Here is a 15,462-nt window from a genome sequence, read left to right on the forward strand (position 1 = left end):
ATAGCAGAACCTGAAACTTTAAACCTGAAACAAAAAATGAGCGAGAAAAATAATTTATCAGGAACAGAGAAAATAAAGATGGCCAGCCAGGGGTTGCGGGGCACTTTAAAGGAAAGTCTTTTAGATGCGCATACCGGCGCCATAAGAGAAAGTGACCAGTCGCTGGTGAAATTTCATGGCATGTATATGCAGGACGACCGGGACCGCCGCGAGGAGCGAAGCCGCAAAAAACTGGAGCCGCTTTACGCTTTTATGATCCGGCTGAGGCTACCCGGAGGATTTATGACACCGGAGCAATGGATCGGACTGCATCATATTGCAGGCAACTATTCCACAGGCACCATCAAGATTACCACAAGGCAAACCATCCAGCTGCACGGTATTTTAAAATCACATACCAAGCCTACCATCAGTGCATTCAATACCATGCACCTGGATTCTATTGCTGCCTGTGGCGATGTAAACCGGAATGTAACCTGCGCATCGCATCCGAAAGAGTCGCCGCTGCACGAAGAAATCTACCAGTTTGCACGGGAGATCAGTGCCCATAACCTTCCGAAAACCCGTGGTTATTATGAAGTATGGATGGACGCAGAAAAACTGGTCGAAACCACAGAAGAAGATCCCTTGTACCAGGATCGTTACCTGCCGCGCAAGTTCAAGATCGGCATCGCCATTCCACCCAACAATGATGTAGATGTGTTTATCAACGACCTTGGACTTATTGCCATTATAGAAGACGGCGAACTGAAGGGCTATAACATGGCGGCAGGCGGTGGCCTGGGCTCCACACATGGTAATGCAGCTACCTATGCCCGCCTGGGAAGCATGCTGGGCTATGTGCCCAAAGAACAGGCTTTAAAAGCCATTTACGAAGTTATAACCGTGCAGCGCGACTTTGGTAACCGCAGCGACCGCAAACAGGCCCGTCTGAAATATACGATTGATAAAATGGGGGTCGACAATTACAGGGTGGAGGTAGAAAAACGTTGTGGATTTAAACTGGAACCGGCACGCCCCTATGCGTTCACCAGCCGGAAAGATGCTTACGGATGGTCGCAAAATCACGAAGGGAACTGGTACTACACCCTGTTTATAGAAAACGGCCGCGTGCTGGACGAAAATAACTACCCCTTGAAAAGTGGCCTGCTAAAAGTGGCAGAGACGGGTAAGGCCAATTTCCGGTTCACCTGTAACCAGAACCTGATCCTGAGCGATATCCCCGATGAAGATAAAGCAACGATTGAGCAGATCCTGCAGGAGCACCAGATCATCAAAAGTACCGATAGTGCCAGCCCTATGCGCAGAAACTCCATGGCCTGTGTAGCCCTGAACACCTGCGGGCTGGCCATGGCCGAGGCGCAGCGTTACCTGCCTACCCTCATCGGCAAAATAGAACCCTTGCTGCAAAAGCACCAGCTGCAGGATGAAGATATTATTGTACGTATGACGGGCTGTCCCAACGGCTGCGGCCGCTCCCCCAATGCGGAGATCGGCTTTGTAGGCACATCCCTTGGGAAATACAACCTGCACATCGGAGGCGATCGTCTGGGAGCCCGGCTCAATACAAAATACAAAGACAGCCTGGATGAAGCCGGTATTTTAGAAACACTGGACAGCCTCTTCGATGTTTACGTAAACGAGCGCAACGCCGGTGAAACCTTTGGCGATTTTTCACAGCGCAAATGGATCAATGATAGCCACTGAGGCACAGAAGAAGCGGATCGTTACCGCTACAGATCCTACTAAAAAATACGGCTAAAGCAGCAGCAGCTTTTAAATTGTATTACAAAAAATGAGATTCAGTGTTTAGGTGGCCAATTTAAACAAACATCATGAACGAAAAAGATTTCTTAAGTCTCCTGCAAAGACATAATAAAAAGCACGCAGGCAATCTCCCTGATAAAGCATTAAGCCACCAGTTTGTCGATGATCTTTTCGGATTCCTCTTCGTTCCCAAAACCGGCGTAAATCAAAAAGAGAGCGATCTTGAAAAGGGTTGGTATTCGCTGAAAAGTCATTTAACCACCCTGATCTATGATGTGGTCAACGACGGGGCAGGAGCACAAAGTCTTTCCGATCAGTTCTTCAACGGGTTGCCGGAGGTATATGAAACACTTCAAAAAGATGCTTCCTTTTTTCTGGTCAACGATCCTGCTGCTTTAAGCAAGGAAGAAGTGCTGCATGCCTATCCTGGTTTTTATGCCATAGCGGTATATCGCGTTTCAAATACTTTATGGAAGCTGGGCATTCGCGTGTTGCCCCGTATCTTTACGGAGTATGCGCACAGCAAAACCGGCATTGATATACACCCGGGTGCAACCATCGGAGCTTCCTTTTTTATCGATCATGGCACCGGTGTGGTCATTGGCGAAACCGCTGTTGTTGGTGAAAAGGTAAAGATATACCAGGGTGTTACCATCGGTGCCCTTAATTCGGCGCGGGTAAAGAAAGACAAAAAAAGACATCCGACCGTGGAAGACAACGTAATCCTCTACTCCGGCGCCACCATACTCGGAGGCGATACAGTGATCGGCAAAGACAGTGTAATAGGAGGTAATGCCTGGGTTACTTTTAGCGTACCTCCATCATCACTGGTTTATCACAAAAGCGAGGTAGTAGAAAAAGAACATTTTTCCCACAAAAAATCCGTGACCGCGATTCTGAAAAAATAATACTGCATGACGGAACAGCCATCCGCTTCCTCAAACGGAACACAGGAGACTACTGACAATACACTCTTCCCGGTTTTTATAAAACTGGAGGAATTAAGACTGCTGATCATTGGCGGCGGAAAGATTGCCCTGGAAAAGCTCGGAGCCGTGTTGGCCAATTCACCTGCCACCAGTATACAATTGGTGGCAAAGGAAATTATTCCTGAGGTCAAGTTACTGGCAGCCGGTCATGTTAATCTCCAGCTCCATGAAAGACCTTACAACATCGATGACATCCGGCAGGCCAGTCTGGTCATTGCAGCCGTTAATGATCCTGACACCGCCCTGCAGATAAAGAAAGATGCCACAGCCGCGGAAAAACTGGTGAACATTGCAGATAAACCCGCTCTTTGCGACTTTTACCTCGGCTCCGTAGTAAAAAAAGGGCATTTAAAAATTGCGATCTCCACCAATGGCAAGTCGCCCACCATCGCTAAGCGCCTCCGGGAAACATTTACGGCCGCCATACCCGATGAAATGAACGATCTGCTCGGCAATATGCAGCAGATCCGCAACCAGCTTTCAGGTAATTTTGATCATAAAGTTAAAGTGCTCAACCATATCACAAAAGGGCTTGCCGCCGATGGCGTTAACAGCGATGCTGCATTTAATATTGACAATCCACCGGAAAACGAAGTGGTGGACAGTTCGGCGCTGGTTGCCACTGCCACCCGGCGCAGTACGCCCTACCTTGTTGGCATCGGGCTGTTCCTGGTACTGGCGCTGGCTGTTTATACCCTGTATATTTTTGGTGTCAACGATTCTATCCTGCACTTTTTAAATAAGGACAATCATTTATTCTACTGGATGATGCTGGTGGGTTTTTTAGCCGAAATCGTAGCAGGGTCCATGGGTATGGGTTACGGGGTAATCTGCACCACCATTCTGCTCATGCTGAATGTGGCGCCGCCCATTGTAAGCGCCAGCATCCATTCGGCAGAATCCTTTACAACCGCCGCCGGCAGTATCAGCCATTTTAAGCTGGGAAACGTAAACAAAAAGCTTACAAAAGCGCTGGCCATACCAGCGGTTATCGGGGCCGTCATCGGGGCACTGTCGTTATCCTACCTGGGTGAAAAAGATGCAAAGCTGATGAAACCCTTTATTGCGGCTTATACGCTATACCTGGGTGTGCGGATCCTGATGAATACATTTAACCGGAAAAAAGGCAAACCTGCACCTAAGAAAAACAAACAGAAAAAAACCAATATCACCGCACTGGGACTGGCCGGGGGATTTATTGACTCCTTTGGGGGCGGCGGCTGGGGGCCCCTTGTAACAGGCACGTTCATCAAAAACGGAAGAACGCCCCGCTATGTGATCGGCAGTTCCACTGTTGCCAAATTTATCCTTACCCTTACCAGTGCCATCACCTTTGTGTTTACCCTGGGCATTCAGCACTGGAACATTGTAGCGGGCTTACTTATTGGAGGTATTATTACAGCACCGTTCTCTGCCATGCTTACCGCAAAACTTCCCACCAAAAAAATGTTTGCCATTGTAGGGGTATTGGTGATCACCATGAGCCTGATCACGATTTACAGAGCCGTTTTTTTGTGACTTTAGCGGACCGGGGCATTGTCTGACCCTGCGGATTTCACGGCATCTTCCATAGATAAATGTTTCACTTTAAAACAACATCATTACCTTTGTAAGGTGAACAGAGAAAACACCGAACCATTATTTTTTACAAGAATTATTTTGAAATATTCTTTGTAAAACAACGTGATAAAGTAAAAGCAAAAATTGTTTGGACTTTTGATCTGATTGAAGAAATTGAAAAAGTTCCGGAGACCTATCTCAAGCACATTGAGAATTCGGAAGGGCTTTTTGAAATCCGTGTTCAGTTAGCCAGTGACATCTTTCGCATATTCTGTTTTTTCGATGAAGGAAAATTAGTTGTGCTGGCAAACGGGTTTCAGAAAAAAACGCAAAAGATCCCCATTGGAGAAATTGAAAAAGCGCGAAAAATCAAAAGAGAGTATGAAAACGAAAAACAACAACACAATAACACTCAGCCAATTTAAAGATAAACACTATGGCAAGCGGGGAGCGGAAATGCGCGAAAAATTGGAAGCAGGATATGAAACCTTCAAAATTGGAGCACTACTTCATGAAGCCCGGGTGGCCAAAGGTTTGACTCAGGATGCGCTTGCAGAAAGGGCCGGCACCACCAAATCATATATCTCAAAGATTGAAAACGATGTAAAAGAAGTACGCATTTCCACACTACAAAAAATAGTGGAGATTGGACTGGGCGGCCGGCTGCAATTATCCATTAAGCTCTGACAGCATACGGAACCCGGCATGTTTCTAAACAGCTTTGGGAAAGCCCCATTTATTTCCGGGCAAGCCCGGACAGAACTATTTATCCTACAATTTTAATAGACTAATAAGATTCCCTATATTTGCAGCCATGTAAATGATGAGGGAGGCAACGAAGCGGTGGAACCTGCATGTAAAATTTCTATTTTTTTCATCCTTTAGTCTACTAAAACAATAGACAAAAAATGACGGAGCAACAAACCCTTACCGGCAAAGCCACAGCAGCAACAGGTGATCCTATGTCCGCGGCCGTTGCCCGGCCTTTGCAGCCACAGCTGCTGATACTCGGTGGTGGCAAAACGGCATTGAACCAGCTGAAACAAATGTTGCAAAAGGGCCTTCAGCCGGGGATCCGGCTGATAAGCCCGGAACCGCTTCCTGCGATCAGGGATATAGCAGACGAAAACGGGCTGCAGTTGCTGAAGCGGAATTATACCATGGAGGATTTAAAAAACGCCGACCTGATTATTGCAGCAGCAGACGACCCCGATGTGGCCGGCCGGATCACCGCCGATCTTCACCGGGCCGGGAAGCGGACAATCATCGCAGGCAAACCGGAACTTCAATTGCTCTATGCAGACGCGCTTTCAAAAGAAGCAGATAACCGCGCTCTTTCAGTTGCGCTTACCACTCGCGGGCAGCCATCCATACACCTCCCATCCGGCAGTAATACCGAAAATGCATTGCGAGGGGAGATCACTTATAAGAAGATCGCATCCCGCGCACTGCTGGTGTTTGCCCTAATGCTGACCGGGCATTTCCTGTTCTCCTACCTTCCGTATGATGCCATCAAAGAAGGAGCCCGGCAGCTTTACCAAAGTTTTGATCAATCGTTCCTGGTGATGCTCCTGGCGGGCTTTTTGGCGCAGCTTGTAGACGGTGCCCTGGGCATGGGATATGGCGTTACCAGCGCCACCATTTTACTATCCGCCGGTGTAAATCCAGCCGCCATCAGCAGCAGTATCCATACTGCTGAAATGTTTGCCAGCGGGGTCTCCGGCTACAGCCATTACCGCTTTGGCAACGTCAATAAAAAACTCTTCAGAACCCTGCTGGTCCCCGGTGTTGCCGGCGCCATACTGGGCGCCATTCTGCTGGTATACCTCGGCGAAAAATACGGTTCGCTGATACGTCCCTTGCTCGCCTGCTACACCCTCTTCCTTGGAATCAAGATCCTGGCCAATGCCTTCCGCAGTCAGGTGCGGAAGAAAAAATACAAACACTACCGGCTACTGGCAGGAACCGGTGGATTTTTTGATTCATTCGGCGGCGGCGGATGGGGACCCATTGTTACCACTACCCTAATTACAAAAGGACGCAGCCCCAGGTATGTCATCGGCTCGGTAAGCCTTACTGAATTTTTTGTAACACTTTCCAGCGCATTCACCTTTTTTATCCTGCTGGGCCTAAGCCATTGGCAAACTATATTAGGACTAATCATTGGCGGATTGATTGCCGCCCCCATTGCCGCAAAACTCACCGGTAAATTACCGCGTAAAACAGCCTTCCTCCTGCTGGGGATACTGGTGATACTCTGGAGTATAAAAATACTGGCCGGGGCATTCCGGTAATTATCATCCCGAAAAAATTATTGCCCTGCTTTTTTAGCAGACTATAAATTACCACCATCCTTTCATCTTTAATTTTCATTATGCGCACCGCAGGATTCCATCAACAACAAATAATCAACAACCCTCTCAGGATGCCATCCCGATGTTGTTAAACGATCAACCTTTCTATTTTTTTAATTACTTAGTCTACTTATTTAGTAGACAATAAACTTTGCATTTTAAAATCAAACAGATCATGATTTATCTTAAGTTCAATCAGCTGCTTATTGGCGCCCTGCTTTTTATCGGCTCCGGCCTGCCTTTTGCATTAAAAGCACAGGAGCACAATATGCTCCAGATAACCGGCAGCATCTCAGACGACCAGAAAAACGGGCCGCTGGCAGGCGCCAGTATCCAGATCCCCAACACCGGCGAAGGTACAACCACTGATCAGCAGGGACAGTTTAGCTTGCGTACCCGGGCCAGGATCCCCTTTACCCTCCTCATTACATCTGTTGGTTATGAGCCCCGGAAAGTGGAAGTAAAAGGTACGGGGTCCAGCCTCACTATTGCATTGGCTACCCGCACGGTATTGGGAAATGAGGTAGTGGTAACGGCTTCCAGGGTCGCCGAAAGTATTTTGAAATCGCCGGTAGCCATTGAAAAGCTGGATATCCGTGCCATCAAGGAGTCGGCCGCCCCCGGCTTCTATGATGCATTGGAAAATGTAAAAGGAGTACAGATGACCACATCCAGCCTGACCTTCAAAGTACCCAATACCCGGGGATTCAATATTCCTAACAATTTTCGTTTTATGCAGCTGGTAGACGGGGTCGATATGCAGGCGGCCACACTGGGCGTTCCCCTCGGAAATGCCATTGGACCCACCGAACTGGATATCCAAAGTGTAGAAATCACGCCCGGCGCAGCCTCTGCCCTTTATGGGATGAATGCCATCAACGGGATGGCCAACCTTATCACAAAAAACCCTTTTACCAGCCAGGGCCTGAGCTTTTACCAGAAAATCGGCGTAAACCATGTTGATGGAAAAGATCATGCTCCGGCCCTGCTTACAGAAACAGCGCTCCGGTATGCCAGGGCCTTCAATGATCGCTTTGCCTTTAAACTAAACATCGATTATATGCAGGGGACAGACTGGCGCTCCAATACCCGGCTGGATCAAAATTCCAATAACCTGAAAAGCGCCAACCCCGGTTTTCCGGCGCTTAACGGAACAGCTAACGCCGCCTTTGACGGCTGGAACAAATATGGCGATGACGCGCTGGCCGGAAGCAACCTGGTATCCATCGGCGGATTGACCATTGATGGAAAAGCCAGTCAGACCTTGCGCGTGGCCCGGACGGGTTATTGGGAAACCGGCCTTGTAAGTCCCCGGGTAAAAAACATAAAATTTGATGGCTCGCTGCATTATAAACCAACCGCCAACTCAGAAATTGCTTATACCTACCGGGCAGGCTCCATGGACGGTGTTTTTCAGCGCGGCAATAAGATCCGCCTGCAGGGTGTAATTGTACATAACCATGCATTGCAGTTCAAAAACAAAAACTTTTCCTGGTTGTCTTACCTGTCCGTCGAAAATACCGGCAACTCCTACAACGTAAAACCCCTTGCAGACAATATGGACCTTTACAGCGGGGGCGCCACCGATACAAAAACCGTTGCCAGCTGGGGCACTAAATATAAAAATGCCTTAAACGCATACGGAACGGAGCACGGAGGGTTGAGCAGCGCCAACCTGGCGGAAGCCACTGCCTATGCCCGCCAGCAGGCAGATGCCGGCCGTGCCCTGCCGGGTACCGCGCGGTTTGATTCCATTAAAAATGTGATCACCTCCATCAATAACTGGGATATAAAATCCGGGAGTATCCCCGATGCACCCGTAACGGGTGGTGCCGCCCTGGTGCAAAAAAGCAAATTGTACCACACCGAAGCACAATGGGACCTGTCTCCAAAAGTAAAGGTAGTGAACCTCCTGGTGGGCGCCGATGCCCGCATTTATGCAGTGGTGCCGGATGGTAACAACTTTGTTGATTTTAGCAGACCGCTGGATGAACGCAATAACCCGCTGCCCGATGGCAGCTTTGGAAAAAATGTGCTGTATAAAAAATTCGGAGGTTTTGCACAGGCCACCAAAACCCTGTTTGACGAACGACTGAAACTATTTGGCTCCCTGCGCTATGATTACAACCCGGAATTTACGCCAAAGATGACGCCAAGGGTTGCCGCCGTATATACCGCTAATGAGCAACATAATTTCCGTGTTACTTACCAGCAGGGATACCGATTTCCTGCTTTATTTGAAGCTCTTTCATTTGTCAACAACGGGCGCGTAAAACGCGTAGGGAGTCTTTCCTATATCAACGATGGGCTGGGCTATCTGGATAACAGTTATACACAACAATCCGTTGTCAACTTCAACGCCGCTGCAAGCGCGCAGGGTAATACCGATGCTGCAGCACTGGCCAGCCGCGATCTGCTCATCCCCGCCCGTTTGCCAAAGGCCAGGCCCGAAAAGATCAATTCCCTGGAGATCGGCTATAAAAGCATCCTGTTTGATAACAAAGTTGTGATCGACATCGATGCCTACAGCAATGTCTATGACGGATTTTTGGGCCAGGTGCAGGTATTTGTGCCCAAAGGCGAAACCATTGGCTCTGATGCCGCCGTACTGGCCATGCTCGACAGGAACCGCGATGCCACCAGCGCCACAGCTACAACCGCCACCAGCAAAGGGCAGGATCGCTACCGCGTTTATACCAATGCCAAAAACAAATATACCAACTATGGTTCCTCGCTGGGCATCACCTATAATTTTTACCAAAATTTCCTGGTAAAAACCAACGTTGCTTATAATAAGATGAAGACCAATAAAACCAACGACATCTTTGTTACCGGCTTCAACACGCCCAACTGGACCAGTAATATCACATTTGGCAACCGGGAGATCTTCAAAAATTTTGGTTTTAATGTTACCTGGCGCTGGCAAAACGCATTCCTGTGGGAAAGCCCGTTGGTAACCGGCACCATCAGCGCCTACCATACTGTGGATGCCCAGGTAAACCTGCGCCTGCCGGCCCTCAAAACAACCATCAAGGCCGGAGCCAGCGACCTCCTCAATCACCGCTACCTGCAATATGCAGGGGGCCCAACCATTGGAGGACTTTATTACCTTACCCTAACACTTGATAATATCCTGCAATAATTTACTGTTCAATACAGAGCAATCAAAAATGCCCTGCTGTTTTCACAGCGGGGTTTCTTTTATTTTTCTACAACACCATTAAACCCCCGTGATAATTGCCGGTCTAAGATGCGTATTTTTGACAATTATCGCTATTGACACAATCAACAATGAAGAAACTAATGTTTGTTTGCTGGGCCATCTGGCTTTGTACGAATGTTTGCGCCCAGGCAAAAACATTGTATATCGACCCCAGTAAAACCATCGGCGCCCCTGCTTCCCGGATTTTTGACGAAGTAAAATTTATCCCACTGGAGACTACAAAAAAAAGTACGTTTGGCGCCATCCGGCAGTTAGTGGCAACCGACTCGCTTTTTATCGTTCTTGACGGAGATACCGATGCCCTCTATTTTTTTGACCGGAGGGGAAAATTTCTGCATAAATACCGGATCCGGCGGTACCGCATCCGCGATATCCAGCTGGACCGGACAAAAAATGCCCTGCTGATTTTCAGCATCAACAAAAACTTCAATATTCCTTCTGTTAAAGTGCAGGAATACCTGGAGCCGGACGCGCAAAAAGACGTGTCGCGGTATGCAAAAGCCACATGGTACTACCTGGACAACGTAGCCGCAGCCAAAACCGAGGATCTGAAAGACTTTCGTTATGCATTTACCAACCCGGTGCGCTTTGACAAAAATAAATTTGCTGCCAGCTTTATAAAGGCCAAAAGAACGGCCAGGGATACCCTCGACTACCAGTTAAAGATCCTCGATCAGTCATCGGTGCTTCAAACTTATTTCCCTTATAATAAGAAAACCGAGTCCGTTTACTATTATTCAGGCGCCGCCCAGTGCAGCATCATGCCTACGCAAAACGATTCTGTATTGTTTGTAACCCGCCCCTTTCAATACGAAATTTATACCCTTACCCCATCGGCCATCGCAGAAACCTATAAGCTGATGCTCCCCATGGACAATGCTGTTCCCGCCTCTTTTTTCAACACGGGTTTTTCCAGCCGCGGCGAAATGGATACTTATAAAATGGAGCATCCTTCCTTTGCCCATCAGATCGAAAATGTGATTCGATTTAAGAACCTGATGTTCTTTGATCTGAACCTGTTTAAGGGATACAACCGGTATCTTTATGACAATAAAACCAATCTCATTTACGATTACAACAAGGTAACATCCGACAGCAGCAGCTACTATTTGCCCGTTTCCGGGGTTATAAAAAGCTTTGATGAAGAACATATTTATCTTTCTATGTCGGCAAAGAGCATGTTTAATTCAAAAAAATCGTCTGAATACAGAAACCCGCAATATGATGAAGTGCTTACGCGCTTTTTTGCCACGCGGAAAGAAACTGATAATCCCGTATTGATCCAATTAAAACCAAAAGAAGACTTAACGACAAAATGAAGCAACGTTTACTGACCCTTTTGCTGCTCCTGCCCATTTTGTCATTTGCCCAAACCAGTGGCAGTGTTAAGGGGCTTGTATCGGACTCCATACATGATTATGGCCTGCAATCCGCCACGGTTACGATTTATAAAAAAGCAGATTCTGCACTGGTCAACTACCAGGTAACCAATAACCAGGGCGAGTTTAGTATCGGTGAGCTTCCGGTTCGCACGCCGCTCCTGCTATCTATAACCTACTCCGGTTACAATGATTTTTCAAAAGAGCTTTACCTCGATTCTTTAAAGAAGGATTTCGATTTCAAAAAGATCCTGCTGTCAAGAGATACATCGCGCCAGATGGAGGAAGTGGTGGTAAAAGCGGTGGTTCCCGTACGTATGAACGGCGACACCCTCGAAATAAATCCTGATGCCTTTAAGCTGGACTCCTCCGCCGTAGTGGAAGACATGCTCCTCCGCGTGCCCGGTGTTACCATGTGGAGCGATGGCTCCATTACCGTTAATGGTAAAAAGATCAGCAACGTTTTTGTGGACGGCAAGCCTTTTTTTGGCGGCAACCCGGAGATTGCCACACAGAACCTGCCCAAAACGGCCATCGAAAAAATACAGGTATACCAGGAAAAGGATTACAGCAAACAGGACCTTACCAATACCGAAATGGACTCCACCTTTACCATGAACATCAAAATGAAACCCGAAAAAAGGAAAGGATTCTTTGGTAAAGTGGGCGCGGGGTTAGGAACCGATGATCATTATGAAGGCGACCTTACCATGCAGGGCTATAATAAAAAGACAAAACTGGCTATTGCAGGAAATCTGAATAATACCAATAAAACCATTCAAAATGTGCGGGAAGCCATCCAGAACAATACCTTCCGCTCCTATAACCGCCGTAATTTTGGCGCGCCCAATGCCAATGCCGCCGGCCTCAATACCGTGCACTACTTCGGCGCCTACCTGCAGCATAATTTTGACGAAAGCACCAACTCCCGTTTTACCAATTCGGTTGAAGGTGAATATAATTTAAGAGATTCCAAAAACGATCAGTTTACCAACAGCACAACATTTAGAAACCTTCCCGGGTACACCATTACGAGTATCAGCGAGCGCCGCAATACCGGAAGCTCGCTCAATCAATCAATAGATGGCGGTTATGAAAACCGGAAGCGGGCCACTTCTTTTTCTACAAAAGCCAACTACACCTGGAACAATGCCCAGTCGGCATCAGAAGGCAATACCACCGCCTACCAGAACGATACCTTATTGGCCAGTACCCGCCACAACCGCAATATTTCGTCCTCAACCTCCAGCAGTTTTAACTTTAACGGCTATTTCAACAACAACGACTATGATGAGGGCATCAATAGAAAAAGTTTTTCTACCAATTTTTCGGTAACCTCCAACACCAGCCAGAGCAATCGAAGTGAAACCAGTGAGTTTGAGTCTTTTGTCGATACCATTTATGCCCAAAATACCGACCGGAAATACCATAACGAAAACTCCAACTTTAGCGCCAATCTCGGCTTGAATTATAACGGTCTGCGGTCGCTCCTGTTTGGTTCCTACAATTTCTGGAACATCAATATTGGCCTGCGCAATAATCTCCGGTATAACAAATCAGACCTCAACGCCAACGTGCTGGATCTGGATTCCCTTACCGATACCTACCAGGTCAACGAAGGGCTTACCAATATCAACTCGGTTGTCAACATCGATGACCGGTCGGGCATCAGCTTTTTCAAAACCGTTAGCAAAACGCTTTCGGACCGGTACTATAAAAGCATTTCCTTCCGTACCGATCTGCAAAACCAGTTTCTATACCAGCGCAATACTTCTTCGCTCAGCTACAGGAACCTGGAGCGTACCTTCCACTTTTTTACGCCCTCATCATCGGTCTATTACAATTATAACCGGTTCAATAAATATAACCTGAACATAGGTCTCTCGCAAAACAGCTCCGCTTCTGCACCCACTATTGACCAGTTGTACCCGATCATTGATGAAATCAACAAGTATAATGTGGTAGTAGGAAATCCGGATCTGAAATCCCCTCTTGGCAACAATTTTGGTTTCAATGCCAATTACAATACCCAGCGGTTTAATGAAAAAACCACCTACACCGTTGGCCTGAACCTGGGATATAATACCTTAAAAAATGGTATTACAGACAGCAGTTTTTTTGGAAAAAACGGTACGCGCAAATCCTATTTGCTGAATCTTGACGGCCGGCGTTCTTTTAACGGCGACTTTAACGCCAGCGCATCCTTCCGTATCAACAATAAAAGCATGCTGCAGGTACGGTACAATGGAGGCGCCGGGGGATCGCGCGCGCCCCAATATATCACCACCGAACAAAAGGACGGCTCACTCCAAACCCAATTCATTTATAACCAAACCCGGAACCAGAATCACTCGCTTCATGTATTCTACAGTCTTACGGATATATTTAATGTGTCTCTTGGTCAAAGTGTCAACACCAATAACAGCCGGCAGATTGGCATTAACAAAGCGGCGCTTAAAGCAAAGACTTTTGGCACCAATGCCCGCTTTACCCTCCTGGTGCCCAAAAATTTCACACTAAGCTCCAATGTGAACTACCTTAATAATATCTCAGCACAAAATCAGGCTAATGAAGCCACCATCTGGAATGCTTATGCAACCTGGCGTTTTATGCGGATGAAACAGGCCGAGGTAAAACTATCCATATTTGACATTCTCCGGCAGAACCGGAATATTTCTAACTTTGCCAATGATAATAATACGGGTACAACCATCACCAATGGCATCCAGCAGTTTTATATGGTTACCCTCTCCTATTTCCCCCGGCGTTTTGGTGGTCGTACCGGCAGATCGGGCCGCTCCGGATCATCCCGGTCGGAAACACGCCAGCAACGCCCGCAGCAACAGTACCGTCAGCAAGGCAATATGCAGCGCGGCGGCGGTGGTGGTGGGCGAAGATAGATTCCAAATCTTCTGAAAAAGTTAACAGTTATCCTTTTAAATTTGGGAAACTAAATTAAAACGATTGAAACACTGTTTATTATCACTACTGCTCAGTTGCTTATGCCTGATCACCAAAGCACAACCGGGTAAAATATTTCTGAATCCCAAGTCACCGGCTACCGAAAGCCAATCGCGCTTTGTGGATAGTTTCCGGTTTGTAGCATTAGAGCCGCAGGAAGGAGTTACCATCAGCAACTGGGACAATATAACCCTCACCAAAAACTACCTGGCCATTGTCCAGTACTCCAGCAAACAACTGCTTTTATATACCTATGAGGGCCGGTTTATAAAAAAGATCAGCTATAAAAAACTGGGTGAGGGGTTTTACCCAGGGTACGATAAACAAAACGAAACTTTTCGTTTTTATGGGTCCAACAGAAATTATTCGCTTACAACCAAAGACGAAATCAAAATTGAGCTGAATTATAACGATCGCCGCAACCAGAAATACTATAAGAAATATATCATCGACCTGAAGGACCCGAACTTTGAAATAAAAAAAAGCAGCCCCACCGAATACGAGGTCAATAATATCTATTACCTGAATGACGGCTACTACCTGCGCTCAAAAGCTACCGCCAGCAAATTGTATAAAGACAGTGTGGGGTATGAGATAAAATTATATAAAGATCATAAGCTGGTAAAACAGTACTTTCCCTACAACCAGGTAAAAGAGCCCCGGTTTCTGTATAGTGTGGGGTATGTTGCAACATCTGAATCGCCCGATCCTAAAACGAAGTTTATCACAAGGCCCTTTTGTGATACCATTTATAAAATAACCGGCGATAGCTTATACCCCGCTTACCAGGTGGTGATGCCCCTGGAAAATGCCTTGCCTGCCAGTTTTTTTACCAAGCCTTTTAAAAACAAGGCCGAATGGGATAATTTTCGCCAAAACAATAACTGGATGTTTCAACAAGTGTATCAATTCCTGGAAACACCCGCTTATTTTTTCTTTTCCGTAGGATTTCTTTATAATGGGGGGCCTTACATCTACGACAGAAAAAAGCAAATTGCCTACCAGGCTTTAAAAATAAAAGCCGACAGTACCACTTTTAATTTAAATATCTTGTCCGGTTACAATTTTGATTTTAAGGACGGATATTTTTACAAGGTACTAACACCGGAGAGCATCCGCGAATCCTATAAACCGGTGGCGGGCAAACAGGCGCCAGCCGCCATTGAAGCCATTGTTAATAAAAAATCAAACGCAGCCCTACTCGCTATTTTCAACGTGAAAAACTAACG

10 protein-coding genes are annotated in these 15,462 nt (G+C 46.9%); all 10 read left to right on the forward strand.

What is annotated here, in order from left to right:
• The first annotated feature begins 36 nt into the window (after positions 1-36).
• The 10 genes from cysI to GGU45_RS05655 all read left to right on the forward strand — a co-directional run bounded on the left by cysI (position 37) and on the right by GGU45_RS05655 (position 15,460).
• Positions 37-1,707 carry an assimilatory sulfite reductase (NADPH) hemoprotein subunit gene (gene cysI, locus GGU45_RS05610; protein WP_435222784.1) on the forward strand — a complete coding sequence of 557 codons (1,671 nt, stop codon included), beginning with the start codon at positions 37-39 and terminating at the stop codon, positions 1,705-1,707.
• Between the two features lie 128 nt (positions 1,708-1,835).
• Positions 1,836-2,675: a serine O-acetyltransferase EpsC gene (gene epsC / locus GGU45_RS05615; RefSeq protein WP_435222785.1), complete on the forward strand. Its 840-nt coding sequence runs from the start codon at positions 1,836-1,838 to the stop codon at positions 2,673-2,675.
• A 6-nt stretch (positions 2,676-2,681) separates the two neighbouring features.
• Positions 2,682-4,274, forward strand: coding sequence for a TSUP family transporter (locus GGU45_RS05620; RefSeq protein ID WP_435222787.1), 1,593 nt, complete (start codon positions 2,682-2,684; stop codon positions 4,272-4,274).
• A gap of 146 nt (positions 4,275-4,420) precedes the next feature.
• Positions 4,421-4,741 (forward strand): type II toxin-antitoxin system RelE/ParE family toxin, encoded by a 321-nt coding sequence (locus GGU45_RS05625; protein ID WP_435223127.1) that lies wholly within the window; start codon positions 4,421-4,423, stop codon positions 4,739-4,741.
• Positions 4,698-5,003, forward strand: a complete 306-nt coding sequence (locus GGU45_RS05630) for a helix-turn-helix domain-containing protein (protein ID WP_435222789.1) — start codon at positions 4,698-4,700, stop codon at positions 5,001-5,003. The genes GGU45_RS05625 and GGU45_RS05630 overlap by 44 nt, the downstream gene beginning before the upstream one ends.
• Before the next feature lie 221 nt (positions 5,004-5,224).
• Positions 5,225-6,610 (forward strand): TSUP family transporter, encoded by a 1,386-nt coding sequence (locus GGU45_RS05635; protein WP_435222790.1) that lies wholly within the window; start codon positions 5,225-5,227, stop codon positions 6,608-6,610.
• A gap of 235 nt (positions 6,611-6,845) precedes the next feature.
• Positions 6,846-9,812 carry a TonB-dependent receptor gene (locus GGU45_RS05640; protein ID WP_435222792.1) on the forward strand — a complete coding sequence of 989 codons (2,967 nt, stop codon included), beginning with the start codon at positions 6,846-6,848 and terminating at the stop codon, positions 9,810-9,812.
• Between the two features lie 149 nt (positions 9,813-9,961).
• A complete protein-coding gene (locus GGU45_RS05645; protein WP_435222794.1) occupies positions 9,962-11,212 on the forward strand; it encodes a 6-bladed beta-propeller in 1,251 nt (416 codons plus the stop codon).
• A complete protein-coding gene (locus GGU45_RS05650) occupies positions 11,209-14,172 on the forward strand; it encodes an outer membrane beta-barrel protein (protein WP_435222795.1) in 2,964 nt (987 codons plus the stop codon). The genes GGU45_RS05645 and GGU45_RS05650 overlap by 4 nt, the downstream gene beginning before the upstream one ends.
• Before the next feature lie 64 nt (positions 14,173-14,236).
• A complete protein-coding gene (locus tag GGU45_RS05655) occupies positions 14,237-15,460 on the forward strand; it encodes a hypothetical protein (RefSeq protein ID WP_435222796.1) in 1,224 nt (407 codons plus the stop codon).
• Positions 15,461-15,462: the final 2 nt, after the last annotated feature.

Source organism: Niabella hirudinis (genome assembly GCF_051201075.1).
GTDB classification, from domain to species: Bacteria; Bacteroidota; Bacteroidia; order Chitinophagales; family Chitinophagaceae; genus Niabella; species Niabella hirudinis.

What these genes read in the sequence shown, in the direction of transcription:
- GGU45_RS05635 (WP_435222790.1), top strand. Translation starts at nt 5,225, where the DNA reads ATGACGGAGCAACAAACCCTTACCGGCAAAGCCACAGCAGCAACAGGT.
- GGU45_RS05630 (WP_435222789.1), top strand. Translation starts at nt 4,698, where the DNA reads ATGAAAACGAAAAACAACAACACAATAACACTCAGCCAATTTAAAGAT.
- GGU45_RS05650 (WP_435222795.1), top strand. Translation starts at nt 11,209, where the DNA reads ATGAAGCAACGTTTACTGACCCTTTTGCTGCTCCTGCCCATTTTGTCA.
- epsC (WP_435222785.1), top strand. Translation starts at nt 1,836, where the DNA reads ATGAACGAAAAAGATTTCTTAAGTCTCCTGCAAAGACATAATAAAAAG.
- cysI (WP_435222784.1), top strand. Translation starts at nt 37, where the DNA reads ATGAGCGAGAAAAATAATTTATCAGGAACAGAGAAAATAAAGATGGCC.
- GGU45_RS05645 (WP_435222794.1), top strand. Translation starts at nt 9,962, where the DNA reads ATGAAGAAACTAATGTTTGTTTGCTGGGCCATCTGGCTTTGTACGAAT.
- GGU45_RS05640 (WP_435222792.1), top strand. Translation starts at nt 6,846, where the DNA reads ATGATTTATCTTAAGTTCAATCAGCTGCTTATTGGCGCCCTGCTTTTT.
- GGU45_RS05620 (WP_435222787.1), top strand. Translation starts at nt 2,682, where the DNA reads ATGACGGAACAGCCATCCGCTTCCTCAAACGGAACACAGGAGACTACT.